This window comes from Streptomyces sp. NBC_00212 (assembly GCF_045206365.1).
In the GTDB taxonomy this organism is placed as follows: Bacteria; Actinomycetota; Actinomycetes; order Streptomycetales; family Streptomycetaceae; genus Streptomyces.
Window position 1 is genome coordinate 5,309,389 of the sequence record NZ_CP108115.1, and the last position, 25,176, is coordinate 5,334,564.

The window sequence follows — 25,176 nt, forward strand, 5'->3', positions numbered from 1 at the left end:
TCCACCTCGGGGATTGGTCGCGGGACCGGCTGCGCGTGCCGGCTCCTTCGGGTTGGCTGCCATCGTGCCACGTGGATCCTGGCCGCGGACCTGCCCCCGTATCTCGTTCGCACCTTCAATTGTCGGTGGCTCACGGGGCAGACTGGGCGGATGGCTGATCAGGACGTGCGAACCACCATGGGGCCCAGTCCTTCGGGGATTCCTTCGCTGCGCTGGGACGAGCCTCCGGAGGGCCCGGTGCTGGTCCTCCTGGACCAGACCCGCCTGCCGGCCGAGGAGGTGGAGCTCGTCTGCACGGATGTGCCGGGCCTGGTGCTTGCCATCCGGACACTGGCGGTACGAGGGGCGCCACTGCTCGGTATCGCCGGGGCCTACGGGGTGGCGCTCGCCGCTGCGCGCGGCTACGACGTGGACGAGGCGGCGGCGCTGCTCGCGGGGGCGCGGCCCACCGCGGTCAACCTCGGGTACGGGGTGCGGCTGGCGGCCGGGGCGTACAGGGCGGCCGTCGAGAAGGGCGTGGGCCCGGCGGAGGCCGGGGCGGCGGCGCTGGCCGCGGCCAAGGCGCTGCACCGGGCCGATGCCGAGGGCAGCGCGCGGATGGCCCGGCACGGGCTCGCGCTGCTCGACGAGCTGCTGCCCGGCGGCAGCCACCGCATCCTCACCCACTGCAACACCGGGCGGCTGGTCTCCGGCGGCGAGGGCACCGCCTTCGCGGTCGCGCTGGCCGCGCACCGGGCGGGCCGGCTGCGGCGGCTGTGGGTCGACGAGACGCGGCCGCTGCTGCAGGGTGCGCGGCTGACGGCGTACGAAGCAGCGGGCAGTGGGATGGCGTACAGCCTGCTGAGCGACAATGCGGCCGGCTCGCTGTTCGCGACAGGTGAGGTGGATGCTGTCCTCATCGGTGCCGACCGCATCGCGGCCGACGGCTCGGTGGCGAACAAGGTGGGCAGCTATCCGCTCGCCGTGCTCGCCAAGTACCACCACGTGCCGTTCGTCGTGGTCGCGCCGGTCACCACGGTGGACCTGGAGAGCCCCGACGGCGCTTCGATCGAGGTCGAGCAGCGGCCCGGCCAGGAGGTGACAGAGTTCACTGCGCCGCAGGTCCCGGGGGGCGGCTGGGGGTCCGGTTCCGGATTTCCGGTGGCACCGCTTGGGACGCAGGCGTACAACCCCGCCTTCGATGTGACACCGCCGGAACTGGTCACGGCGATCGTCACGGAGGAAGGGGTGCTCTCCCCGGTGACAGGGGGCGGGCTGAGGGAGCTGTGTGCCAGGTCACGCCGGGTAACGATTAGCTAATGGGATGATGACGTTTATGAAGGGACGCGTCCTTGTCGTCGACGACGACACCGCACTGGCCGAGATGCTCGGCATTGTGTTGCGTGGAGAAGGTTTTGAGCCGTCGTTCGTAGCGGATGGCGACAAGGCACTGGCGGCATTTCGTGACGCCAAGCCCGACCTGGTGCTGCTCGATCTCATGCTGCCCGGACGGGACGGCATCGAGGTCTGCAGGCTGATCAGGGCCGAGTCGGGTGTGCCGATCGTCATGCTCACCGCAAAGAGCGACACCGTGGACGTGGTGGTCGGCCTGGAGTCAGGGGCCGATGACTACATCGTCAAGCCGTTCAAGCCGAAGGAGCTGGTCGCCCGGATCCGGGCCAGGCTGCGCAGGTCCGAGGAGCCTGCGCCCGAGCAGCTCGCCATCGGTGACCTGGTCATCGACGTGGCCGGGCACTCGGTGAAGCGGGACGGGCAGTCGATCGCACTGACCCCGCTGGAGTTCGACCTGCTGGTCGCGCTCGCCCGCAAGCCGTGGCAGGTGTTCACTCGAGAAGTACTCCTCGAACAGGTCTGGGGCTACCGCCACGCGGCGGACACCCGCCTGGTCAACGTGCATGTCCAGCGGCTGCGCTCGAAGGTCGAGAAGGACCCCGAGCGGCCGGAGATCGTGGTGACCGTCCGTGGGGTCGGTTACAAGGCAGGACCGAGCTGAGATGACCCAAGAAGCTGGGCGCAAGACGTCCTGGGGCGGCCGGCTGCTCCAGGACGGAGCGCCCGGCGGTCCGGTGCTGCGCCTCGTCGTGCGCTGGCTGCGGCGCCCGCTGCTGCCCGCCGCGCGGCTGTGGCGGCGCAACATCCAGCTGCGGGTGGTCGCGGCCACCCTGCTGATGTCGCTGGGAGTGGTCCTGCTGCTCGGCTTCGTGGTCATCGGGGCGGTGCGCAACGGCCTGCTCGAAACCAAGGAGAAGGCGGCCGAGAGCCAGTCCGCGGGCGGTTTCGCGGTCGCGAAGGACAAGGCCGGCACACCCGTCTCGTCCGGCGACGACTCCACCACCGGCCGCGGCTCCGGCTCCTCGGTGAGCTGGCGCAACGACCTGGTGACCCAGCTCGCGAGCAGCGGCCAGGGCGCGTTCTACGTCGTCGCCCTGGGCTCGGCCTCGTCGGACTCCGACTCGGCGTCCAGCAACCGGGGGCCGCGCGCCTCCGGCTTCGTGGACCCCCGCGCGAGCGTTCCGCAGAGCCTGCGCGACAGCGTCGACGAGGGCGTCGGCGCGTTCAAGACGTACACCTCGATCAAGTTCACCGACGGCCAGGACGCCGAGCCGGGGCTCGTCGTGGGCACCCGGCTCAAAGACGTCGACGGGCAGTCCTACCAGCTCTACTACCTCTTCCCGCTGGTGCAGGAGGAGAAGTCGCTCACCCTGGTCAAGACGACGCTGGCGACCGCCGGGCTCTTCGTCGTGGTGCTGCTCGGGGCGATCGCCTGGCTCGTGGTGCGGCAGGTGGTCACGCCGGTGCGGATGGCGGCCGGAGTCGCCGAACGGCTCTCCACCGGCGTCCTCAGAGAGCGCATGAAGGTCACCGGCGAGGACGACATCGCCCGGCTCGGCGAGGCCTTCAACAAGATGGCGCAGAACCTCCAGGGCAAGATCAACCAGCTGGAGGAGCTGTCCCGGATGCAGCGGCGGTTCGTTTCCGACGTGTCGCACGAGCTGCGCACACCGCTGACGACCGTACGGATGGCAGCCGATGTCATCCATGAGGCGCGGGTCGACTTCGACCCGGTGACGGCGCGTTCGGCCGAGCTGCTCGCCGGGCAGCTGGACCGGTTCGAGTCGCTGCTCGCCGACCTCCTGGAGATCAGCCGGTTCGACGCGGGCGCGGCCGCCCTGGAAGCCGAGCCGATAGACCTGCGGGAGGTAGTGCGCCGGGTGATCGAGGGCGCCGAGCCGCTGGCCGAGCGCAAGGGAACCCGGATACGGGTGGCCGGCGACGAACAGCCCGTGGTCGCCGAGGCCGATGCCCGCCGGGTCGAGCGGGTGCTGCGCAACCTGGTCGTCAACGCCGTCGAGCACGGCGAGGGCAAGGACGTCGTGGTGCGCCTCGCGGCGGCCGGCGGGGCCGTCGCGGTCGCGGTGCGGGACTACGGCGTCGGGCTCAAGCCCGGCGAGGCGACGCGGGTGTTCAACCGGTTCTGGCGGGCCGACCCGGCGCGCGCCCGTACCACCGGGGGTACCGGGCTCGGCCTGTCGATCGCCGTCGAGGACGCGCGGCTGCACGGCGGCTGGCTGCAGGCCTGGGGCGAGCCGGGCGGCGGTTCCCAGTTCCGCCTGACCCTGCCGCGTACCGCCGACGAGCCGCTGCGCGGATCGCCGATACCACTGGAGCCGGAGGACTCACGGGCCGCCCGCGAGCGGGCCAAGGCCGAGGCGGGGGCCGCGCAGGCGCAGGGCAACCGGCTCTCCTCCGTCCCGACGCCGCGCCTCGACCGCTCCACGCTGCCCGTGCCGCCCACGGCCCCGGTGCGTCCGCGCACCTCGGGTCCCGCGGCCAGCCCGGCGGGGCTGCCCGGAGGCGGCGGAGGCCGGGTGGTGGCACGGCTGGCCGACGCGGAGCCAGGCGCGCGGCCCACTGCGGAGCGCGAGGACGACGCGGCGGGCCCCGAGCGCCTTGCCGAAGTGACTGACCAGGAGGGATCGGCCCGTGGGCGCTGACCGGGGGAGGGCCCGCGGCAGGCTGCCGCGGGCGGTGGTCGTGCTGGGCTGTGGCTCGCTGCTGGTGTCGGGCTGCGCGTCCATGCCGAGCAGCGGCGATGTGCACTCGGTCTCGGCGTCCCAGCGGGCCGATTCGCAGGTGCAGGTGTACGCGGTGCCGCCGCGGCCCGGCGCCGAGCCCAACGAGATCGTCGCGGGCTTCCTGGAGGCCATGACCAGCGACGATCCCCAGTTCGCGATGGCCCGCCAGTATCTGACCGCGGCGGCCGCGAAGGACTGGCAGGCGAACCAGGTCACGGTCCTCGCCGAGGGCCCCGACCCGCAGCCGAACCGCTCCGGCGACCGGGGCACGGACTCGAACGGCTTCACCTTCACGGTGTCGGGCAAGCCCGTCGCCGTCGTCGACAAGCAGCGCGCCTACCAGCCCGCCAAGCCGCAGGACACGTACAGCCAGACCATTCACCTGGTGCGGCAGAGCGGTCCGGACGGGACCGGCAGGGAGTGGCGCATCGACGCGCTGCCGGAGGGGCTGCTGCTCGGGCAGTCCGACTTCCAGCGCATCTACCGCTCCGTCAACAAGTACTACTTCGCTGCGGGCCAGGACCGCCTGGTCGCCGACCCGGTGTACGTGCGTCAGCGCACCGACCCCGAGACGCAGATGAACCTGGTCACGCAGACGGTGCAGTCGGTCCTGGACGGTCCGACCAACTGGCTGAAACCAGTGGTCACTTCGAAGTTTCCATCGGGAACGGCGCTGAAGAGCGACACCAAGTCGCTTGCCCTGGACGACCGCAACGCGCTGAAGGTTCCGCTGAACGAGCGGGCCTCCAATGTCGGTGAGGCGCTGTGCAAGCGGATGGCGGCCCAACTCCTGTTCACCCTGCGGGATCTGACGACCACTCGGATCGGCCAGGTGGAGCTCGACCGGGCCAACGGCTCCCAGCTGTGTGTGCTCAGCGGCGACCAGGCCGAGACGTACGCGCCGGACCGCATGTCGACCAGCCCGGGACAGTACTTCGTGGACGCCGGTGGCCATGTGGAGCGGATGCGGGCCGACGCGAGCGGTTCGGACAGCTCGGGCGGCAGCACGGACAGCTCGGACGGTTCGGACGCCTCGGTGGTGACCGAGCCGGTGCAGGGTCCGTTCGGCAAGGGCGAGCAGCAGGTGCGTACGGTCGCGGTCTCGCGGGACGAGAAGCGCGCGGCCGGGGTGTCGGCGGACGGCAAGTCCCTGCTCGTGGCCCCGCTCGCGGCCGGCGGCGAGCTGGTGCACGCGCCGGTGGCCAGCGACGACAAGGACGCCAAGAACGGCGGCCTCTCGGCGCCGAGTTGGGACGGGCGCGGCGACCTGTGGGTGGCCGACCGCAATCCGGCCAAGTCGCGGCTGCTGCGTCTGGCGCAGGGCACGGGCGAGCCCGAGACGGTCGACGTGGCCGGTCTCAACGGCGCGCAGATCCAGCAGGTGCGCATGTCGGCGGACGGCGTGCGGGTGGCGCTGCTCGTGTCCGAGGGCGGGCACACGACGCTGCGGATCGGCCGGGTCGAGCGGACCGGCGACGGCGACAAGAGCGTGGTCTCGGTGGTCGAACTGCGGCCCGGGGCACCGCAGATGGAGGACGTGACCGCCGTCTCCTGGGCCGGGCGCAGCCGTCTGGTCGTGGTCGGCAAGGAGATCGGCGGGGTCTCCCAGCAGCTGCGCTATGTGCAGACGGACGGGTCGACGTCGGCGGCCGGCACCCTGCCGAGCGTCAACAAGCTCACGGACATCGCGGCCACCGACGACGACCGGATGCCGCTGGTGGCGCACTCGCAGGAGGACGGCATCGTCCGGCTGCCGCCCGGGGCGAACTGGCGGACGGCTGTCAAGAAGGGCTCGGCGCCCGCGTATCCCGGGTAGCCGCCGGGCTGTGGACGGGTTGTCCACAGGGGTGGCCGGGCCCCGCTCCTGTTGGCACAGTGGAGCCATGCGGGGGTGGTGGCGGGAGTTCTCCGGCCTTGTGCTGCCGACCGCCTGCGGCGGCTGCGGCAGGCCGCGTACGGCGCTGTGCGAGGAGTGCCGGGCGGCGCTGCTCGGGGTGCCCGCGCGCCGGGTCCGTCCGGCGCCGGAGCCCGCCGGGCTGCCCGTGGTGTACGCCGCCGCGCCCTACGAGGACGCGGTGCGCGCGGTGCTGCTCGGGCACAAGGAGCGGGGCGCGCTCGGTATGGCCGGGGTGCTCGGGCAGGCGCTGGCGGGCGCGGCGCGAGCGGTCGCGGGGCCGTCCGGCCGGAGGCCGTTGCTGCTGGTCCCGCTGCCGTCGTCGCGGCGTGCGGTGCGGGCCCGCGGGCACGACGCGACCCGGCGCATCGCGCTGGCCGCGGCCGGGGAACTGCGCCGGACCGGAACGGACGCGCGGGTGGCCGCGGTCCTGCGCCAGCGTCGGGTGGTGGCCGACCAGGCGGGCCTGAGCGCCCCGCAGCGGCTCGCGAATCTGTCCGGGGCCCTGGTGGTGGCAGGCGGTGGCGCGCGGCTGCTGGAGGGCGGCCGGGTGGTCCTGGTGGACGATCTGATGACCACGGGCGCAACGCTGGTGGAGGCGGCGCGTGCGGTGCGGGCGACGGGGGTGGGCGATCCCGGCGACGACCCTTCCGGCGGAGATGGATGCCTCGGGCAGGGAATTCCAGGATTTCCCCGTGCGGGGGCTTCGCATCAGCGGCCGGGAGCCGGGGCGGCGGTACGGAACGCCGGTGTTGCGCACCCGATGGCCGCGGTTGTCGCGGTCACTCCGGAATCGTTCGCAATAAACCGGAACTGACCGTGAACTTGCATCGTTGCAGGTAGTGAGAGGGCAGAAGCACTTGAGTGGAGGTACGTGCGAGTAGCGGGTGCCGACATCCGGCCGGGCGAGCTATGTTCGGTTGTGAGGAATGGCGAAAGACCGTTCACTTAATGCACGGCTGAGCTTCGGCGCGTTTTCACTTACCCCCGACTTGGTGGGGTGGGGATCTTCTCGACGGGGGAGGAGGAGGTGATACGTCACCGAGTCCGACGCCCCGGCACTCACCGGGGTCTGGTGCAAAAGGGAGCAGCTCCGCACTGAGGCGGAGTGATCCGGGAACGGAGTTCTGCGTGGACATCGTCGTCAAGGGCCGCAAGACCGAGGTGCCCGAGCGGTTCCGCAAGCACGTGGCCGAGAAGCTGAAGCTGGAGAAGATCCAGAAGCTCGACGGCAAGGTAATCAGCCTCGACGTCGAGGTGTCCAAGGAACACAACCCGCGGCAGGCGGACCGTTCGGACCGGGTGGAGATCACCCTCCACTCGCGCGGCCCGGTGATCCGTGCGGAAGCGGCGGCAGCAGACCCGTACGCGGCGCTCGACCTGGCCACCGGCAAGCTGGAGGCGCGGCTGCGCAAGCAGCACGACAAGCGCTACACGCGCCGGGGCAGCGGCCGGCTCTCGGCCGCCGAGGTCGTCTCTGTCGTACCGGGTGTGGCGGAGTTGAACGGAAACGGCAAGCCTGTGGACGCTTCGGAGGAAGACCGCATTCCCACCACCAGGATCGGCTCGCTCGAAGTACAGGGCGAAGGACCGCTGGTGGTCCGCGAGAAGAACCATGTCGCAGCCCCGATGACGCTCGACCAGGCGCTCTACGAGATGGAGCTGGTCGGGCACGACTTCTACCTGTTCGTCGACTCGGAGACGAAGCAGCCCAGTGTCGTCTACCGGCGGCACGCCTACGACTACGGCGTCATCCACCTGGAGACCGACCCGCTCGCCGGTGAGGACGCGAGCGGCGCGGGCGGTGCGCTGGGCGGCTGACCCCGGCCGGGAAGGACCGCGGAGAACCCGCCGGCCGGCGCGTTGAACGTCCGCGGACGGCGCGCCGTACCAACGGGTGACGGTGCCCCTGGAGCCCTTGTGCGCCCCCAGGGGCACCATCGTGCGACCACTGGATCACCCTTCTGTCGGCCGGGCATGAAATCATGGCGTCGCACGCCAACCGCAGCTCCCTGGAGCGTGGTTGGTGCCGCACACCAACTCGGGCCACGGCCTTCAGGGGGAGGAACGATGGCGGACAGCTTCGGGCCGGTGCACGACGGTTCCCATGCCGACAGCCCGAACGGTGGGGACGGCGGAGCCTGCGTGGACGCGGGCACCTCCCGCAAGGAGCCGATCCGGGTCCTGGTGGTGGACGACCACGCCCTGTTCCGCCGGGGCCTGGAGATCGTGCTGGCGGCCGAGGAGGACATCCAGGTCGTCGGCGAGGCGGGGGACGGCGCGGAGGCGGTGGACAAGGCGGCCGACCTGCTGCCGGACATCGTGCTGATGGACGTGCGGATGCCCCGGCGCGGCGGCATCGAGGCCTGCACCTCCATCAAGGAGGTGGCTCCCAGCGCGAAGATCATCATGCTGACGATCAGCGACGAGGAGGCCGACCTCTACGACGCGATCAAGGCGGGCGCGACCGGCTATCTCCTCAAGGAGATCTCCACCGACGAGGTCGCGACCGCGATCCGGGCGGTGGCCGACGGGCAGTCGCAGATCAGCCCCTCGATGGCCTCCAAGCTGCTCACCGAGTTCAAGTCGATGATCCAGCGCACCGACGAGCGCCGTCTGGTGCCCGCGCCCCGGCTCACGGACCGCGAGCTGGAGGTCCTCAAGCTGGTCGCCACGGGGATGAACAACCGTGACATCGCCAAGGAGTTGTTCATCTCCGAGAACACCGTGAAGAACCACGTGCGCAACATCCTGGAGAAGCTGCAGCTGCACTCCAGAATGGAAGCGGTGGTCTACGCGATGCGCGAGAAGATCCTGGAGATCAGGTAGCCAGGGCCGCGCCGAGCGCCGCCGCCTCCTGAGGAGTCCCGGCCCGTTCGACGCGTACGGAGTCGCAGCCCACCCACTCGGCGGCCTCCAGCAGGGCCTGCGCCATGGGCCGCACAGCCTTCGGCGAGTCCAGCGAGACCTGCTTGGCGACCAGGGTGCGGCCTTCGCGCGCCGGGTCGACGCGGCCGATCAGCCGGCCGCCGGAGAGCAGCGGCATCGCGAAGTACCCGTGGATCCGCTTGGGCTTGGGCACGTAGGCCTCCAGGCGGTGGGTGAAGCCGAAGATCCGCTCGGTGCGGGCGCGCTCCCAGACCAGGGAGTCGAACGGCGAGAGCAGCGTGGTGCGGTGGCGGCCGCGCGGCTCGGTGGCCAGTGCCTCGGGGTCGGCCCAGGCGGGCTTGGACCAGCCCTGCACGCTGACCGGCACCAGGCCCGAGTCGGCGACCACCGCGTCGAACTGCTCGCCCTTGAGACGGTGGTAGTCCGCGATGTCCGCCCGGGTGCCCACGCCGAGCGACTGTCCCGCGAGCCGCACCAGGCGGCGCAGGCACTCGGTGTCGTCCAGGTCGTCGTGCAGCACCGCGTCCGGAATGGCGCGCTCGGCCAGGTCGTACACCCGCTTCCAGCCGCGCCGCTCGGTGCAGACCACCTCGCCGTACATCAGCGCCCGCTCGACGGCGACCTTGGACGCCGACCAGTCCCACCACTCGCCCTTGTTCTTGGCGCCGCCCAAGTCCGTTGCCGTGAGCGGGCCTTCGGCGCGCAGCTGCTTGATCACCTGCTCGTACGCGCCGTCCGGCAGCTCGTGGTTCCAGTGCGGCCGGGAGCGGTAGGCGCGGCGGCGGAAGGCGAAGTGCGGCCACTCCTCGACGGGCAGGATGCAGGCCGCGTGCGACCAGTACTCGAAGGAGTGGCCGCCGCTCCAGTACGCCTCCTCGACGGTCTTGCGGCCGACCGCGCCGAGGCGGGCGTACGGGACGAGCTCGTGCGAGCGGGCGAGCACGGAGATGGTGTCGAGCTGGACCGCGCCCAGGTGGCGCAGCACCCCGCGCACCCCGGCCCGCCGGTCGGGTGCGCCGAGGAAGCCCTGGGCGCGCAGGGCGATCCGGCGGGCCTCGTCGGCGGACAGTTCGGCGGCGGGAGGCGGCAGGCTCGTCATGCTCCGCACGATAGTGGCCGCCACTGACAACGCCCGGGCCGGGATCAGCCCTGCGCGGGCAGGTACGGGAGCGCGCTCGGCAGGCCCAGGTCGGAGGGGAGCAGGGCGCCGACCCAGCTGTCGCGGCGGGTGCCCTTGTTGAACAGGGCGCCGCGCAGGGTGCCCTCCAGGGTGAAGCCGGCCTTCTCGGCCACCTTGCGCGAGCCCGCGTTGCCGACCTCGGCCCGCCACTCCAGGCGGTCGATCCCGAGCTCCGTGAACGCCCAGCGGGCCAGGCGCAGCAGCGCCTCCGTGGTGTAGCCGTGGCCGCGGTGCTCGGCCACCGCCCAGAAGCCGATCTCGGCGGTGCCCGTCCCGCGCGCCATCACGCCCATGAGGGCGAGCAGCGGCCCGCCGTCCTTGGGGAAGATCGCGAAGCAGTATTCGGTGCCGGTCGTCCAGGACTCCGGCGCGATCTTGCCGGCGAAGGTCTCGGCGTCCTCGCGGGTGTAGGGCGAGGGGACGGTGGTCCAGCGCTGGACGGCCGGGTCCTGGGCGCCCTCGTACACGGCGTCGATGTCCTGGGGGCCGAGCGGGCGCAGCAGCAGCCGCTCCGAGGTGAGTGTCACGGGTTCCATCGCCCGATTCTGCGTGGGCCGGGCAGCCGGAGCCACCTCATTTCCCCGTCAGCCCGGCACCTTCGGACAGTCCCGTCCGTTGTCGTAACGGCAGACCTCCCGGCGCGGCCGGGTCCTCGCATACGATGACCGTTGCTGTACCCCTACCCATAGCCACTCGACCGCGCCAGGCCCGACCGGCAAGGAGACCAACCCCCGTGTCCGTCCTCTCAAAGATCATGCGTGCAGGCGAAGGCAAGATCCTGCGCAAGCTGCACCGCATCGCGGACCAGGTCAACTCCATCGAAGAGGACTTCGTCAACCTCTCCGACGCCGAGCTGCGTGCCCTCACCGACGAGTACAAGGAGCGGTACGCGGCCGGCGAGAGCCTGGACGACCTGCTGCCCGAAGCCTTCGCGACCGTGCGCGAGGCCGCCAAGCGCGTCCTCGGCCAGCGTCACTACGACGTCCAGATGATGGGTGGCGCCGCCCTGCACCTCGGCTATGTCGCCGAGATGAAGACCGGTGAGGGCAAGACCCTCGTCGGCACGCTGCCGGCGTACCTCAACGCGCTGTCCGGCAAGGGCGTGCACCTGATCACGGTCAACGACTACCTGGCCGAGCGCGACTCCGAGATGATGGGCCGGGTGCACAAGTTCCTCGGTCTTGAGGTCGGTTGCATCCTCGCCAACATGTCGCCCGCCGAGCGTCGCGCCATGTACAACTGCGACATCACGTACGGCACGAACAACGAGTTCGGCTTCGACTACCTCCGCGACAACATGGCGTGGTCCCAGGACGAGCTCGTCCAGCGCGGTCACAACTTCGCGATCGTCGACGAGGTCGACTCGATCCTGGTCGACGAGGCCCGTACGCCGCTGATCATCTCCGGCCCGGCCGACCAGGCCACCAAGTGGTACGGCGACTTCGCCAAGCTGGTGACGCGCCTGTCCAAGGGCGAGGCGGGCAACCCGCTCAAGGGCATCGAGGAGACCGGCGACTACGAGGTCGACGAGAAGAAGCGCACCGTCGCCATCCACGAGCCGGGCGTCGCCAAGGTCGAGGACTGGCTGGGCATCGACAACCTCTACGAGTCGGTGAACACCCCGCTGGTCGGTTACCTGAACAACGCCATCAAGGCGAAGGAACTGTTCAAGAAGGACAAGGACTACGTCGTCATGGACGGCGAAGTCATGATCGTCGACGAGCACACCGGCCGTATCCTCGCCGGCCGCCGCTACAACGAGGGCATGCACCAGGCGATCGAGGCGAAGGAAGGGGTGGACATCAAGGACGAGAACCAGACGCTCGCCACGATCACCCTGCAGAACTTCTTCCGCCTCTACAAGCGGCACGACCAGCAGGGCAAGGAAGAGCCCGGCCTCTCCGGCATGACCGGTACGGCGATGACCGAGGCGGCCGAGTTCCACCAGATCTACAAGCTGGGCGTCGTCCCGATCCCGACCAACCGGCCGATGGTCCGCAAGGACCAGTCCGACCTGATCTACCGCACCGAGGTCGCGAAGTTCGAGGCGGTCGTCGACGACATCGCCGAGAAGCACGAGAAGGGCCAGCCGATCCTGGTCGGCACCACCTCGGTCGAGAAGTCCGAGTACCTCTCGCAGCAGCTCTCCAAGCGCGGCATCCAGCACGAGGTGCTCAACGCCAAGCAGCACGACCGGGAGGCGACGATCGTCGCCCAGGCCGGCCGCAAGGGCGCCGTCACTGTCGCCACGAACATGGCCGGACGAGGCACGGACATCAAGCTCGGCGGCAACCCGGACGACCTCGCCGAGGCCGAGCTGCGCCAGGCGGGTCTCGACCCGGTCGAGCACGTCGAGGAGTGGGCCGCGGCGCTGCCCGCCGCCCTGGAGAAGGCCGAGCTCGCCGTCAAGGCCGAGTTCGAAGAGGTCAAGGAGCTCGGCGGCCTGTACGTGCTCGGCACCGAGCGGCACGAGTCGCGGCGCATCGACAACCAGCTGCGCGGCCGCTCCGGCCGTCAGGGCGACCCGGGCGAGTCCCGCTTCTACCTGTCGCTCGGCGACGACCTGATGCGCCTGTTCAAGGCCCAGATGGTCGAGCGCGTCATGTCGATGGCGAACGTTCCGGACGACGTCCCGATCGAGAACAAGATGGTGACGCGCGCGATCGCGTCCGCCCAGTCGCAGGTCGAGCAGCAGAACTTCGAGACGCGTAAGAACGTCCTGAAGTACGACGAGGTGCTCAACCGTCAGCGCGAGGTCATCTACGGCGAGCGCCGCCGCGTCCTGGAGGGCGAGGACCTGCACGAGCAGGTCAGGCACTTCATGGACGACACGATCGACGCCTACATCCAGGCCGAGACCGTCGAGGGCTTCGCCGAGGAGTGGGACCTGGACCGGCTGTGGGGCGCGTTCAAGCAGCTCTACCCGGTGAAGGTCACCGTGGAGGAGCTGGAGGACGCGGCGGGCGACCGGGCGGGCATCACCGCCGAGTTCATCGCCGAGTCCGTCAAGGACGACATCTACGAGCAGTACGCCTCCCGTGAGGAGCAGCTCGGCTCCGACATCATGCGCGAGCTGGAGCGCCGCGTGGTCCTGTCGGTCCTGGACCGCAAGTGGCGTGAGCACCTCTACGAGATGGACTACCTCCAGGAGGGCATCGGCCTGCGGGCCATGGCGCAGAAGGACCCGCTGGTCGAGTACCAGCGCGAGGGCTTCGACATGTTCAACGCCATGATGGAGGGCATCAAGGAGGAGTCGGTCGGCTACCTGTTCAACCTGGAGGTCCAGGTCGAGCAGCAGGTCGAGGAGGTCCCGGTCGAGGACGCTCCGGCCGACGTGCCCTCGCTCAGCAAGGAGGACGCCATCCCGGCCGCGCGTCCGGAGATCCGGGCCAAGGGCCTGGACGCCCCGCAGCGCCCGGACCGGCTGCACTTCTCGGCGCCGACGGTGGACGGCGAGGGCGGCGTCGTCGAGGGCGACTTCGACAACGGTGACGACGAGCCCACCCGCTCCGAGTCGGACGGCCTGACGCGCGCCGAGCGCCGCAAGGCCCAGAAGACCACGGGCGGCCGCCGCCGCAAGAAGTAAGCCGCAAGAAGCAGTCGGCGGCTGTACGTCGTCGAGGGGCCCGGCACCGGGAAGGTGCCGGGCCCCTTTTTGCCGTCGTCCCCCTCGCTATGCCGGGACCCGCTCGCCGCCCAGCTCGACCGCGGCGCACCGCCAGCGCAGATCGGCGCCCCGCTCCAGGCGGAAGGCCATGGCGCGCACCTGCTCGCCCGCCGCGATGCAGGCGGCCGCCTCGACGATCCCCCGGTCCAGCGGGGCCGCGCGGCAGGACCGTACGACGGGACGGGTGCCGCGGGTGCGGAACGGGGTGCGCGGGGCGAGCCGCACCAGTTGCTCGTACGCGTCCCCGACGGTCAGGCCCAGCATCCAGTGCACCGGGCGCTCGCCGCTGAGCACCGCGAGGAGTTTCTGCGCGAACAGCTCGTGCGGGGTCAGCCGCTGTGGGCGCCGGACTCCGGTGCTGCCGGGCCTGCGCTGGTCGCCGCGTCCCGCCGGCCCGGTCGTGGTCCTGCTCATGGCTGCCGCCCCCTTCGATACCAGTGGGTAACTTCTGTTGGGGATCTTGTACGGGGGCGGCGGGAGCGGCCGCAAGGACCGACCCGGGGTGCGGCGGGGCCATCCGGATTCACCTATCCGGGTGAGTGGGTGAGCTGTCTTCCCAGGTGGGGGCCGGTACGGCAGGCTCCGTCGGCCAGGGGAGCCGAGTCGGTACCGGCAGCTCGAAGGGGGACTCCCGCGCGTATCCTGAACCCGTCTCACGACCGGGACGACGAGAAGAGAGCGGTCTGTCATGCGCGTCTACGTACCCCTGACCATCTCCGGTCTCGCGGCGGCACACGGCGCGGGAGAGCTCGGCCCCGGCCCGCTCACCGCCTACGCCGTCACCCCCGGCCTGCGCGAGTGGTACGTCTCCGACGACATCGAGGAGCTGGAGTACGCGGCGCTCAGCCGGGCCGCGGCCGCCTCGCTGCGGCTGCTCGCCGGAGCACCCGACACGGCCCGGCGCCGGGTCGTGATCGCCGTGGACGTGCCGGACAACACGGTGGCCGCCGACCCGGACAGCGCCTTGGACGCCGGCTCGCTGGGCGAGGTCCGGATCGCCTCCGCCGTGGCACTGGCCAAGGCGGCCGCCGTACACGTGGACGCCGAGGACGCGGTGGCCGATGTGACGGCGGCGGCCGGCGCGCTCGGCGCCGCCGATCACGGTGACGACGACGCCCAGTTCACCGTGGACGGGGCCGAGGACCACGAACTGCTCTGGTTCGGGGTGCAGGAGATCCCCAACCTGATCGCCTGACCTCCCGCTCGACCTGCCCTGACCTGCGGATACGGCCGCTCGTGGTCGATTGTCAGTGGGGGTGGGTACCGTTTTGGCATGGGGAACGGCAGGCAGGACACGGGGAAGCGCCCGGCGCATCTGGTCTGGGACTGGAACGGCACGCTGCTCGACGACAACGTGGCGATCATCGAGGCGACCAACGCCGCCTTCGCGGAGCTCGGCCTGGAGCCGATCACGCTGGAGCGGTACCGCGATCTGTACTGCGTGCCGGTACCCCGGTTCTATCAGCGCCTGATGGGGCGGCTGCCCACGGACGCCGAGTGGCTGGTCATGGACGAGGCCTTCCACCAGCAGTACTGGGCACGGGCGGATGCCTGCGGGCTCACCGAGGGCGCGGCCGAGCTCCTCGCGGCGCGGTGGGCGGCCGGGCTCAGCCAGTCGCTGCTTTCCATGGCGCCGCACGAACACCTGGTGCCGATCGTGCGGCGGCACGGGATCACCGACCACTTCGTACGGGTTGACGGACGCACCGGGCCCTCGCACGGCAGCAAGGCGGAGCACATGGTGCGCCACCTGACGGCGCTGCGGGCGGCGGACCCCGAGATATCCGGCGAGCGGATCGTGGTGATCGGAGACGCGGTCGACGACGCGGTGGCCGCGGTGGCCGTGGGTGCGAAGGCGGTGCTGTTCACCGGCGGCTCCCACAGCCGGGCCAGCCTCGCCGCGGCGGGGGTGCCGGTCGTCGACTCCCTCGCCGAGGCGGTGGCCGTCGCGGAGGAACTGGTCGGCTGAGCGGGGTTACGTCCGAGCAGGGCTACGTCACCGGCGCCTTCGCCCGCAGCACCGTCAGGAACTCTCGCATCCAGCGGGAGTGGTCGGGCCACGCGCGGGCGGAGACCAGGGTGCCGTCCACCACCGTCTCGGCGTCCTGGAAGGTCGCGCCCGCCGTCTGCATGTCCAGCTCAAGGGCGGGATAGGCGGTCACCCGGCGCCCGCTCAGGCCGCCGATCGCGGCCGTCAGGAGCGGGCCGTGGCAGATCTGGGCGACCGGCTTGTCGGTGTCGAAGAAGGCCTTCAGGATCTTCCTCAGCTCCGGGTCGTTGCGGAGGTACTCGGGGGCCCGGCCGCCCGGGATCACCAGCGCGGCGTACTGGCCGGGATCGACCTCCGAGAAGGCCAGGTCGGCGGGCCAGGTGTAGCCGGGCTTCTCCGTGTACGTGTCGAAGCCGGGCTCGAAGTCGTGGATCACGAACCGCAGCTTCTTGCGGGCCGGGGCCGCGATGTGGACGTCGTACCCCTCCTCGCGCAGGCGCTGGTACGGGTAGAGGACTTCCAGGGATTCGGCGGCGTCACCGGTCACGATGAGGATCTTGGCTGCCATGAGTGCACTCCCTCTCAGGGGGCTGGAGCTCAGGTGGCTGGAGGTCGATCGCACAAGCGGATTCCGTACGGTCAACCTGCCCGCGCGGCGACGGTTTGCCAAGAGGGCTCGTTCCCGCCGCCACGTCGCTGTCCAGAGTGTCAAACTTCGGGCCCAGCTTTTGTACACATAAGGCTCATGACGGTTCGGGGGGAAGGGGCGATAGCCTTGTCCCGTGATCAGCGCGATATGCCGCGGAGGCACTGATGCCTCTGCCCTGCGCCCGGAGCACCACCGTGCCCGGGCAGTCGCTGATTCCCTCCACCCGGAATCAGGGCCCGAAGCCACAAAATTGGCCGGTAAGCGCCCGGGTATCTCTCATCGCGGCATAGCGTCGACACCGACCGGACACCCCGCGTCGTGGCGTTGCGTCGCTTCTTTCCCCTACGTCACGCAACGGCGCGCGACAGGAGCCAGAGGACATGCAGACCAAGCTGGACGAAGCCAAGGCCGAGCTGCTCGCACGGGCGGCCCGGGTAGCTGAGAACAGCCCGGCCGGGGGGCCCGGAGGCCTGGGGGACACCCCCCGGACCGACCGGGCAGCCACGACTGGGGCCACGAGCGAGGAAGGTCCCGACCAGGGCGTCCTTCTCGGGTACCTCCAGCGCTACTACCTGCACACCGCTCCCGAGGACCTGGCCGACCGCGACCCGGTCGACGTCTTCGGCGCAGCGCTCTCCCACTACCGGCTCGCGGAGAACCGGCCACAGGGCACCGCGAACGTCCGGGTGCACACCCCGACCGTCGAGGAGAACGGCTGGACCTGCAGCCACTCCGTCGTCGAGGTGGTCACCGACGACATGCCCTTCCTCGTCGACTCGGTCACCAACGAGCTGTCCCGGCAGAGCCGCGGCATCCACGTCGTGATCCACCCGCAGGTCGTCGTGCGCCGTGACCTCACCGGCAAGCTCATCGAGGTCCTCGACACCGGTGCCCAGACCGCCGAGCTGCCGCACGACGCGCTCACCGAGTCCTGGATCCACGTCGAGATCGACCGCGAGACCGACCGCGCCGACCTGAAGCAGATCACCGCCGACCTGCTGCGCGTCCTGTCCGACGTACGGGAAGCCGTCGAGGACTGGGAGAAGATGCGCGACGCCGCGCTGCGCATCGCCGACGAGCTGCCCAAGGAGCCGAAGGCCGGCGACCTGCGCGACCAGGAGGTCGACGAGGCCCGTGAGCTGCTGCGCTGGCTCTCGGACGACCACTTCACCTTCCTCGGCTACCGCGAGTACCAGCTCACCGACGACGACTCGCTGTCCGCCGTCCCCGGCACCGGCCTCGGCATCCTGCGCTCCGACCCGCAGCACGGCGAGGACGACGGCCACCCCGTCTCGCCGTCCTTCAGCCGGCTGCCCGCCGACGCCCGCGCCAAGGCCCGCGAGCACAAGCTCCTCGTGCTGACCAAGGCCAACAGCCGGGCCACCGTGCACCGGCCCTCCTACCTCGACTACGTCGGCGTGAAGAAGTTCGACGAGCAGGGCAACGTCGTCGGCGAGCGCCGCTTCCTCGGCCTGTTCTCCTCGGCCGCCTACACCGAGTCCGTGCGCCGGGTGCCGGTCGTGCGCCGCAAGGTCGAAGAGGTCCTCAAGGGCGCGGGCTTCTCGCCCAACAGCCACGACGGCCGCGACCTGCTCCAGATCATGGAGACCTACCCGCGCGACGAGCTGTTCCAGACCCCGGCCGACCAGCTGCGCTCCATCGTGACCTCCGTCCTGTACCTCCAGGAGCGGCGCCGGCTGCGCCTGTACCTGCGCCAGGACGAGTACGGCCGCTACTACTCGGCGCTGATCTACCTGCCGCGCGACCGCTACACCACGGGCGTTCGGCTGCGGCTCATCGACATCCTCAAGGAGGAGCTCGGCGGCACCAGCGTCGACTTCACCGCCTGGAACACCGAGTCGATCCTGTCCCGGCTGCACTTCGTGGTGCGCGTCCCGGCCGGCACCGAGCTGACCGAGCTCACCGATGCCGACTCCGACCGCATCGAGGCCCGCCTCGTCGAGGCCGCCCGCTCCTGGGCCGACGGCTTCTCCGACGCGCTGAACGCCGAGTGCGGCGAGGAGCGCGCCGCCGAGCTGCTCCGCCGCTACGGCCACGCGTTCCCCGAGGGCTACAAGGCCGACCACTCGCCGCGCGCGGCGGTCGCCGACCTCGTGCACCTTGAGCAACTGACCCACGGGCGCAATGACTTCGCGCTCTCCCTGTACGAGCCGGTCGGCGCGGGCCCCGGCGAGCGCCGCTTCAAGATCTACCGGATCGGCGAGCAGGTCTCGCTGTCCGCGGTGCTCCCGGTGCTCCAGCGCCTGGGCGTCGAGGTCACCGACGAGCGGCCCTACGAGCTGCGCTGCGCGGACCGTACGCACGCGTGGATCTACGACTTCGGCCTGCGCATGCCGAAGAAGATCAACGGCAACGGCGACTACCTGGCCGACGACGCCCGTGAGCGCTTCCAGGAGGCCTTCGCCGCCACCTGGACGGGCGCCGCCGAGAACGACGGCTTCAACTCCCTCGTGCTGCGCGCCGGTCTCAACTGGCGCCAGGCGATGGTGCTCCGCGCCTACGCCAAGTACCTGCGCCAGGCGGGCTCCACGTTCAGCCAGGACTACATGGAGGACACCCTCCGCGACAACGTCCACACCACCCGGCTGCTCGTCTCGCTCTTCGAGGCCCGGCTCTCGCCGGACCGCCAGCGGGCCGGCACCGAGCTCATCGACGGGCTCCTCGAAGAGCTCGACGGCGCGCTCGACCAGGTGGCGAGCCTCGACGAGGACCGCATCCTGCGCTCCTTCCTCACCGTCATCAAGGCGACCCTGCGCACCAACTTCTTCCAGAAGACCGTGGACGGCACTCCGCACGCGTACGTCTCGATGAAGTTCGACCCGCAGATGATCCCCGACCTGCCGGCGCCCCGCCCGGCGTTCGAGATCTGGGTGTACTCGCCGCGCGTCGAGGGCGTCCACCTGCGCTTCGGCAAGGTCGCCCGCGGCGGCCTTCGCTGGTCCGACCGGCGTGAGGACTTCCGCACCGAGATCCTCGGCCTGGTCAAGGCGCAGATGGTGAAGAACACCGTCATCGTGCCGGTCGGCGCCAAGGGCGGCTTCGTCGCCAAGCAGCTCCCCGACCCGTCGGTGGACCGCGACGCCTGGCTCGCCGAGGGCATCGCCAGCTACAAGACGTTCATCTCGGCGCTGCTCGACATCACCGACAACCTGGTCGCGGGCGAGGTCGTCCCGCCGGCCGACGTGGTCCGCCACGACGAGGACGACACCTACCTGGTGGTCGCCGCCGACAAGGGCACCGCCACGTTCTCGGACATCGCCAACGACGTGGCGATCAGCTACGACTTCTGGCTCGGCGACGCCTTCGCCTCCGGCGGCTCCGCCGGATACGACCACAAGGGCATGGGCATCACCGCCCGCGGCGCCTGGGAGTCCGTCAAGCGGCACTTCCGCGAGCTCGGCCACGACAGCCAGAGCGAGGACTTCACGGTCGTCGGCGTCGGCGACATGTCGGGCGACGTGTTCGGCAACGGCATGCTGCTCTCCGAGCACATCCGCCTGGTCGCGGCCTTCGACCACCGGCACATCTTCATCGACCCGAAGCCGGACGCGGCCGTCTCCTACGCAGAGCGCCGCCGCCTGTTCGACCTGCCGCGCTCCAGCTGGGCCGACTACAACAAGGAACTGCTCTCGGCGGGCGGCGGCATCCACCCCCGCACCGCCAAGTCGATCCCGCTGAACGCGCACATCCGCGAGGCCCTCGGCATCCCGGCCGGCGTCACCAAGCTGACCCCGGCCGACCTGATGCAGGCCATCCTCAAGGCCCCGGTCGACCTGCTGTGGAACGGCGGCATCGGTACGTACGTGAAGTCGTCGGCGGAGTCCAACGCGGACGTCGGCGACAAGGCCAACGACGCGATCCGCGTCAACGGCGAGGACCTGCGCGTCAAGGTCGTCGGCGAGGGCGGCAACCTGGGTCTGACCCAGCTCGGCCGGATCGAGTTCGACCGCAAGGGCGGCCCCGAGGGCGAGGGCGGCAAGATCAACACCGACGCCATCGACAACAGCGCGGGCGTCGACACCTCCGACCACGAGGTGAACATCAAGATCCTGCTCAACGCCCTGGTGGCGGACGGCGACATGACCGTCAAGCAGCGCAACAAGATCCTCGCCGCGATGACCGACGAGGTCGGCCACCTGGTGCTGCGCAACAACTACGCGCAGAACGTGGCGCTGGCCAACGCGGTCGCGCAGTCGCCCTCGCTGCTCCACGCCCACCAGCGCTTCATGCGCCGCCTGGGCCGCGACGGCCACCTGGACCGGGCCCTTGAGTTCCTGCCCAACGACCGCCAGATCCGTGAACTGCTGAACAGCGGCAAGGGGCTCAGCCAGCCCGAGCTCGCCGTGCTGATGGCGTACACCAAGATCACGGTGGCCGACGAGCTGATCCACACCGGTCTGCCGGACGACCCGCACCTGGCCAAGCTGCTGCACGCCTACTTCCCGCAGCAGCTCCGTGAGAAGTTCACCGAGGCCGTCGACGGGCACGCGCTGCGCCGCGAGATCATCACGACGGTGCTGGTCAACGACACCGTCAACATCGGTGGTTCGACCTTCCTGCACCGGCTCCGCGAGGAGACCGGGGCCTCGCTCGAAGAGATCGTGCGGGCGCACGCCGCGGCCCGCGAGATCTTCGGCGTGAGCGGGGTGTGGGACGCCGTCGAGGCGCTCGACAACAAGGTCGCCGCCGACGTCCAGACCCGCATCCGGCTGCACTCGCGCCGGCTTGTGGAGCGCGGCACCCGCTGGCTGCTCAACAACCGGCCGCAGCCGCTCCAGATCGCCGAGACGATCGAGGACTTCTCGGCCGGTGTGGCCCAGGTCTGGGACTCGCTCGCGAACCTGCTGCGGGGCGCCGACCTGGAGTGGTACCAGGGCATCCTGGACGAGCTGACCGGCGTGGGCGTGCCCGAGGAGCTCGCGCGGCGCGTCGCCGGGTTCTCCTCGGTCTTCCCGGCGCTCGACATCGTGGCCATCGCGGCCCGCACCGGCAAGGAGCCGCTCCAGGTCGCCGAGGTCTACTACGACCTCGCGGACCGGCTGCGGATCACCCAGCTCCTGGACCGGATCATCGAGCTGCCGCGGGCCGACCGCTGGCAGTCGATGGCGCGTGCCGCCATCCGCGAGGACCTGTTCGCGGCGCACGCCGGGCTGACCCAGGACGTCCTGTCGGCCGGCAACGGCACGACGCCGCCGGAGCAGCGGTTCAAGGCGTGGGAGGACAAGAACGCGGCGATCCTGGGCCGTGCCCGCACCACCCTGGAGGAGATCCAGTCCTCCGACGCGTTCGATCTGGCGAACCTGTCCGTCGCGATGCGGACCATGAGGACGCTGCTGCGCTCGCACAGCTGAGGCTCCCCGCGCCTCCTGGGGGCGCGGGAACGCCGCATTCGTAAGGGGCGTCCACCCTCGTGGTGGGCGCCCCTTCAGCGTTGGGCGGTAGTCGAGGCCGTCACCGTGGAGGTCCACAACCTGCGGCAGGAGAGCAGGGTCGCGGCAAGGAGCAAGGCGTTGCGGGCGGACATCACCCCGGTGCCCAGCGCGGTTCCGGCCATGACCTCGTCGTACAGGCAGGGGAAGGCCAGTGCGCTCAACGCGGCTGCGGGGAGCAGGAGTTGAGCCACCGGGCGCTGGCTCGTCCGGCGCGAGGTGAGGCAGGCGGCGGCCAGGCCGAGCAGCCAGATCAGGTACTGGGGGCTGATCACCCGGCTCGTCACGGTGAACAGCAGCACCGCGCAGAGCGCCGCGTCCAGCGGCACCGCCGCCGTCCAGTGCCGGGCGCGCACCCGCCAGAGCAGCAGCCAGCAGAGCGCGAGTCCGGTCAGGGCCAGGCTGAGGGTGGCGAGCGCGGAGACGTACGGGCCGGTGAACTCCATGGCTCCGTATCGGTAGACGACCCGGCCGGGGTGGCCCGCGAGCAGGTGGGCGAGCTGGAGCGCGGTGCCGCCGAACGATTCGATCTGGATGCCCCGACCGCCCTGCTGGCGGGCGAAGTCCAGGGTGTGGTCGAAGGCGAGGGCGAGCACGGCGAGCAGGGCGGCCGCCGAGCCGAGCGCGCCGAGCAGCGCGCGGCGGGCGCCGCGGCCGGGCGGGGCGCCGATCAGCGTGAGCAGAGGCCACACCTTGACCAGGGCGCCGAGCCCCGCGAGCGCGCCGCCGAGCCCGGGGCGGCGGCGCAGCGTGAGCACGGCGGCCACCGCGAGGGCGGTGACCTGCACGTCGTAGCGGGCGTACGGGATGTGCAGGAGCAGCGGGAGGCCGCACACCCACAGCCAGGCCCCGGCCGCGCTGCCGCCGGGGCGGGCGCCGGCCCGGACCAGCGCGCGGGCGATCAGCGCGTCGCAGCCGACGGTGACGGCGGTGAAGGCCTGGAAGAAGGAGAGGAAGGGGAGCAGCGAGGGGGCGAGCAAGATCGCCCCCGCGCCCGGCGGGTACTGCCAGGTGGGGTCGCCGAGCGGGAAGGCGCCCGTGCCGAGTTGCTCGTGCCAGCGCCGGTAGAGGACGTACACCTCGCCGGTCACCCCGCCGACGCCGAGCCGGTCGGTGACCAAGAGGTGGAGCATCACCGCCCGGCTGGCGAGCCAGCTCGCGACGAGGGCCGCGGACCGGGTGCGGCGGCCGGACGCGCCGGGGTCGGGCGCGGCCGCCGGGGCGGGGATGCGGACCCGGGCGGGCGACGGGGGCAGCTGAGAGGGCGTCATCGCGCGAAGCTTATGCGTGGTTTGTCCTGATTTCGAGGGACGCTGTGACGGGCGCGGGGCGCGAGGCGCGGTGACAGCAGCGTGCGGGGCGCGCGGAGTCGCCATCGCGCCGGGCGTCGCTTCGGGCGTCGCGACAGCGGAGTGCGGGGCGCCCCGACGGCACCCCGCACATCCGCGGACCGGCTACTTCTTCTTCGTGAACTGCTCGTACGCCGCGATGACCTCGTCCGTCGGGCCGTCCATCCGCAGCGTGCCCGACTCCAGCCAGAGGGACCGCTCGCAGTTCTCCCTGATCGAGGCGTTGCTGTGGCTGACCAGGAAGACGGTGCCCGCCTCCTGGCGCAGCTCGTTGATGCGCTCCTGGCTGCGGCGCTGGAACCGGGCGTCACCGGTGGCCAGGGCCTCGTCGATGAGCAGCACGTCGTGGTTCTTGGCGGCCGCGATGGAGAAGCGCAGCCGCGCGCTCATGCCGGAGGAGTACGTGCGCATGGGGAGCGAGATGAAGTCGTCCTTCTCGTTGATCCCGGAGAAGTCGACGATGTCGTCGTAGCGCTCGCGCACCTCCTCGCGGGACATGCCCATGGCGAGTGCGCCGAGGGTGACGTTGCGCTCGCCGGTCAGGTCGTTCATCAGGGCCGCGTTCACGCCGAGCAGCGAGGGCTGGCCCTGGGTGTAGATCTTGCCCCGGGCGGTCGGCAGCAGGCCCGCGACCGCCTTGAGCAGGGTCGACTTGCCCGAGCCGTTGGAACCGATGAGGCCGATCGCCTCGCCGCGCCGGGCCACGAAGGTGACGCCCTTGACGGCGTGCACCTCGCGCATGCCCGGGGTCTCCTTGCGCGAGACGATCCGGTTGAGGGCTGCGGTGGCCCCGCCCCTGCCCTTGGATCCGGTCCCGTTGACCTTGTAGATGATGTGCACGTCGTCGACGATCACGGTCGGCTCGCCGAGTTCGACCGGCGCGCTGTCCGCCACGGCGTCGGCCGGCTCGGCCGACTTGTCCAGCGTCTGGGTGTCAGCCACGTCCGTACTGCTCCTCTGCCTTCCAGAAGTAGATGAAGCCCGCGGTCAGCGCGACGAACGCCCAGCCCGCGGCCACCGCCCACACGTGCGGGGGCAGCTTGTTGGCGTGGAAGCTCTTGATCATCGCGAACCGGACCAGGTCGATGTAGACCGCGGCCGGGTTGAGCCCGAGCAGTTGGGCCACCATGTGGTTCATCTTCTTGAGCTGCGGGCCCAGGTTCCACATCACGCCGGACATGTACATCCAGGTGCGCAGGATGAACGGCATCACCTGGGCGACGTCCGGGGTCTTCGCGGTGATCCGGGCCATCACGAGCGACAGGCCCGTGTTGAACATCGACTGCAGGACCAGCGCCGGGATCAGCAGCAGCCACGAGACGCCGGGCAGCTGCCCGAAGCACATGATGATGATCGCCAGCGCGGCCAGCGAGAACAGCAGCTGCTGGAGCTGCTGGAGGGCGAGCGAGACGGGCAGCGAGGCGCGCGGGAAGTGCAGCGCCCGCACCAGGCCGATGTTGCCGGTGATCGCGCGGGTGCCCGCCATGATCGAGTTGGCCGTGAAGGTCCAGATGAAGACGCCCGTGACCAGCCACGGGATGTAGTCGGGCGTGCTGGACTTGTTGCCCATCAGGATGCCGAAGATGAAGTAGTACACCGCCGCGTTCAGGAGCGGCGTCATCAGCTGCCAGATCTGGCCCAGCTTCGCCTCGCTGTACTGGGCGGTCAGCTTGGCGGTGGCGAACGCGGTGATGAAGTGGCGCCGGGCCCACAGCTGCCGCACGTACTCGGGCAGCGAGGGGCGGGCGCCGCTCACCTTCAGGCCGTACTTCTCGGCCAGCTCGGCCGGGCTGAGGGCCTGGTCGCCGGTGTACCGGGCGGACTGCGTCGGGATGGAGGCCGACGCGGCCGATGGTGCTGCGGTCTGGCGCGCAGCTTCGGTCTGGCTCACTACGGTCGCTTTCGCCGGGGGATCCCGGGAGGGTTCCCGGGGCGGGGGATCACTTGCGACGGAACGGACCCGTATCGTCGCTACGGCGAGAGTAGGACGGCTCCACGTCGCAACGCAACCGTCTCGTCGCAACGCTATGCT

At 70.8% G+C, this 25,176-nt stretch carries 18 protein-coding genes; 11 read left to right on the top strand and 7 right to left on the bottom strand.

The annotated features are described in order from the left end of the window. Positions 1-150 precede the first annotated feature (150 nt). The 7 genes from mtnA (at position 151) to OHA17_RS24350 (ending at position 8,799) form a co-directional block, all read left to right on the top strand. On the top strand, positions 151-1,299 hold the full coding sequence (gene mtnA, locus OHA17_RS24320) for an S-methyl-5-thioribose-1-phosphate isomerase (RefSeq protein WP_406508364.1): 1,149 nt from the start codon (positions 151-153) through the stop codon (positions 1,297-1,299). 4 nt (positions 1,300-1,303) lie between these two features. Further along, a complete protein-coding gene (gene mtrA, locus OHA17_RS24325) occupies positions 1,304-1,993 on the top strand; it encodes a two-component system response regulator MtrA (protein WP_189389435.1) in 690 nt (229 codons plus the stop codon). A gap of 1 nt (position 1,994) precedes the next feature. After that, positions 1,995-3,995, top strand: a complete 2,001-nt coding sequence (mtrB, locus tag OHA17_RS24330) for an MtrAB system histidine kinase MtrB (protein WP_053727252.1) — start codon at positions 1,995-1,997, stop codon at positions 3,993-3,995. Next, positions 3,985-5,892 (top strand): LpqB family beta-propeller domain-containing protein, encoded by a 1,908-nt coding sequence (locus OHA17_RS24335; RefSeq protein WP_406508365.1) that lies wholly within the window; start codon positions 3,985-3,987, stop codon positions 5,890-5,892. The genes mtrB and OHA17_RS24335 overlap by 11 nt, the downstream gene beginning before the upstream one ends. Before the next feature lie 67 nt (positions 5,893-5,959). Continuing rightward, a complete protein-coding gene (locus OHA17_RS24340) occupies positions 5,960-6,787 on the top strand; it encodes a ComF family protein (RefSeq protein WP_406508366.1) in 828 nt (275 codons plus the stop codon). Positions 6,788-7,101: 314 nt separating this feature from the next. Continuing rightward, positions 7,102-7,791, top strand: a complete 690-nt coding sequence (gene hpf, locus OHA17_RS24345) for a ribosome hibernation-promoting factor, HPF/YfiA family (protein ID WP_406508367.1) — start codon at positions 7,102-7,104, stop codon at positions 7,789-7,791. A 249-nt stretch (positions 7,792-8,040) separates the two neighbouring features. After that, entirely contained in the window at positions 8,041-8,799 is a 759-nt protein-coding gene (locus OHA17_RS24350) for a response regulator (RefSeq protein ID WP_406508368.1), read from the top strand. Here OHA17_RS24350 and OHA17_RS24355 read toward each other — a convergent pair. Together OHA17_RS24355 and OHA17_RS24360 are read right to left on the bottom strand one after the other, a co-directional pair. Next, entirely contained in the window at positions 8,792-9,958 is a 1,167-nt protein-coding gene (locus OHA17_RS24355) for a winged helix-turn-helix domain-containing protein (RefSeq protein WP_406508369.1), read from the bottom strand. The two genes, OHA17_RS24350 and OHA17_RS24355, sit on opposite strands and share 8 nt — an antisense overlap. A 44-nt stretch (positions 9,959-10,002) precedes the next feature. Further along, a complete protein-coding gene (locus OHA17_RS24360) occupies positions 10,003-10,575 on the bottom strand; it encodes a GNAT family N-acetyltransferase (protein WP_398872403.1) in 573 nt (190 codons plus the stop codon). 197 nt (positions 10,576-10,772) lie between these two features. On the opposite strand from OHA17_RS24360, the gene secA reads away from it, so the two are divergent. Beyond that, complete coding sequence (gene secA, locus OHA17_RS24365) at positions 10,773-13,625, top strand: preprotein translocase subunit SecA (protein ID WP_398872401.1); 2,853 nt, start codon at positions 10,773-10,775, stop codon at positions 13,623-13,625. A gap of 87 nt (positions 13,626-13,712) precedes the next feature. Here secA and OHA17_RS24370 read toward each other — a convergent pair whose 3' ends face one another. Beyond that, entirely contained in the window at positions 13,713-14,120 is a 408-nt protein-coding gene (locus OHA17_RS24370) for an Rv3235 family protein (protein WP_053727245.1), read from the bottom strand. Between the two features lie 274 nt (positions 14,121-14,394). Here OHA17_RS24370 and OHA17_RS24375 point away from each other — a divergent pair, with 274 nt between their 5' ends. Next, on the top strand, positions 14,395-14,901 hold the full coding sequence (locus OHA17_RS24375; protein ID WP_406508370.1) for a DUF6912 family protein: 507 nt from the start codon (positions 14,395-14,397) through the stop codon (positions 14,899-14,901). Positions 14,902-14,979: 78 nt separating this feature from the next. After that, positions 14,980-15,675, top strand: coding sequence for an HAD family hydrolase (locus OHA17_RS24380; RefSeq protein ID WP_406508371.1), 696 nt, complete (start codon positions 14,980-14,982; stop codon positions 15,673-15,675). Positions 15,676-15,697: 22 nt separating this feature from the next. Here OHA17_RS24380 and OHA17_RS24385 read toward each other — a convergent pair whose 3' ends face one another. Continuing rightward, on the bottom strand, positions 15,698-16,264 hold the full coding sequence (locus tag OHA17_RS24385) for a DJ-1/PfpI family protein (protein WP_053727242.1): 567 nt from the start codon (positions 16,262-16,264) through the stop codon (positions 15,698-15,700). A 461-nt stretch (positions 16,265-16,725) separates the two neighbouring features. Between OHA17_RS24385 and OHA17_RS24390 the strand changes: the two genes are divergently transcribed. Further along, positions 16,726-21,717 carry an NAD-glutamate dehydrogenase gene (locus OHA17_RS24390; protein WP_406508372.1) on the top strand — a complete coding sequence of 1,664 codons (4,992 nt, stop codon included), beginning with the start codon at positions 16,726-16,728 and terminating at the stop codon, positions 21,715-21,717. 74 nt (positions 21,718-21,791) lie between these two features. On the opposite strand, the gene OHA17_RS24395 is transcribed toward OHA17_RS24390, so the two are convergent. From OHA17_RS24395 to OHA17_RS24405, 3 genes are all read right to left on the bottom strand, one after another. Beyond that, positions 21,792-23,066: a glycosyltransferase 87 family protein gene (locus OHA17_RS24395; protein WP_406508373.1), complete on the bottom strand. Its 1,275-nt coding sequence runs from the start codon at positions 23,064-23,066 to the stop codon at positions 21,792-21,794. 183 nt (positions 23,067-23,249) lie between these two features. Further along, the gene (locus OHA17_RS24400) at positions 23,250-24,038 is read right to left on the bottom strand and encodes an ABC transporter ATP-binding protein (protein WP_406510798.1); all 789 of its coding nucleotides are present in this window, start codon (positions 24,036-24,038) and stop codon (positions 23,250-23,252) included. 40 nt (positions 24,039-24,078) lie between these two features. Continuing rightward, positions 24,079-24,978, bottom strand: coding sequence for an ABC transporter permease (locus tag OHA17_RS24405; protein WP_406510799.1), 900 nt, complete (start codon positions 24,976-24,978; stop codon positions 24,079-24,081). Between the last annotated feature and the right edge of the window lie 198 nt (positions 24,979-25,176).

What these genes read in the sequence shown, in the direction of transcription:
- mtrB (WP_053727252.1), top strand. Translation starts at nt 1,995, where the DNA reads ATGACCCAAGAAGCTGGGCGCAAGACGTCCTGGGGCGGCCGGCTGCTC.
- OHA17_RS24390 (WP_406508372.1), top strand. Translation starts at nt 16,726, where the DNA reads ATGCAGACCAAGCTGGACGAAGCCAAGGCCGAGCTGCTCGCACGGGCG.
- OHA17_RS24340 (WP_406508366.1), top strand. Translation starts at nt 5,960, where the DNA reads ATGCGGGGGTGGTGGCGGGAGTTCTCCGGCCTTGTGCTGCCGACCGCC.
- OHA17_RS24380 (WP_406508371.1), top strand. Translation starts at nt 14,980, where the DNA reads ATGGGGAACGGCAGGCAGGACACGGGGAAGCGCCCGGCGCATCTGGTC.
- OHA17_RS24355 (WP_406508369.1), bottom strand. Translation starts at nt 9,958, where the DNA reads ATGACGAGCCTGCCGCCTCCCGCCGCCGAACTGTCCGCCGACGAGGCC.
- OHA17_RS24370 (WP_053727245.1), bottom strand. Translation starts at nt 14,120, where the DNA reads ATGAGCAGGACCACGACCGGGCCGGCGGGACGCGGCGACCAGCGCAGG.
- mtrA (WP_189389435.1), top strand. Translation starts at nt 1,304, where the DNA reads ATGATGACGTTTATGAAGGGACGCGTCCTTGTCGTCGACGACGACACC.
- OHA17_RS24385 (WP_053727242.1), bottom strand. Translation starts at nt 16,264, where the DNA reads ATGGCAGCCAAGATCCTCATCGTGACCGGTGACGCCGCCGAATCCCTG.
- OHA17_RS24360 (WP_398872403.1), bottom strand. Translation starts at nt 10,575, where the DNA reads ATGGAACCCGTGACACTCACCTCGGAGCGGCTGCTGCTGCGCCCGCTC.
- OHA17_RS24375 (WP_406508370.1), top strand. Translation starts at nt 14,395, where the DNA reads ATGCGCGTCTACGTACCCCTGACCATCTCCGGTCTCGCGGCGGCACAC.
- OHA17_RS24350 (WP_406508368.1), top strand. Translation starts at nt 8,041, where the DNA reads ATGGCGGACAGCTTCGGGCCGGTGCACGACGGTTCCCATGCCGACAGC.
- OHA17_RS24395 (WP_406508373.1), bottom strand. Translation starts at nt 23,066, where the DNA reads ATGACGCCCTCTCAGCTGCCCCCGTCGCCCGCCCGGGTCCGCATCCCC.
- mtnA (WP_406508364.1), top strand. Translation starts at nt 151, where the DNA reads ATGGCTGATCAGGACGTGCGAACCACCATGGGGCCCAGTCCTTCGGGG.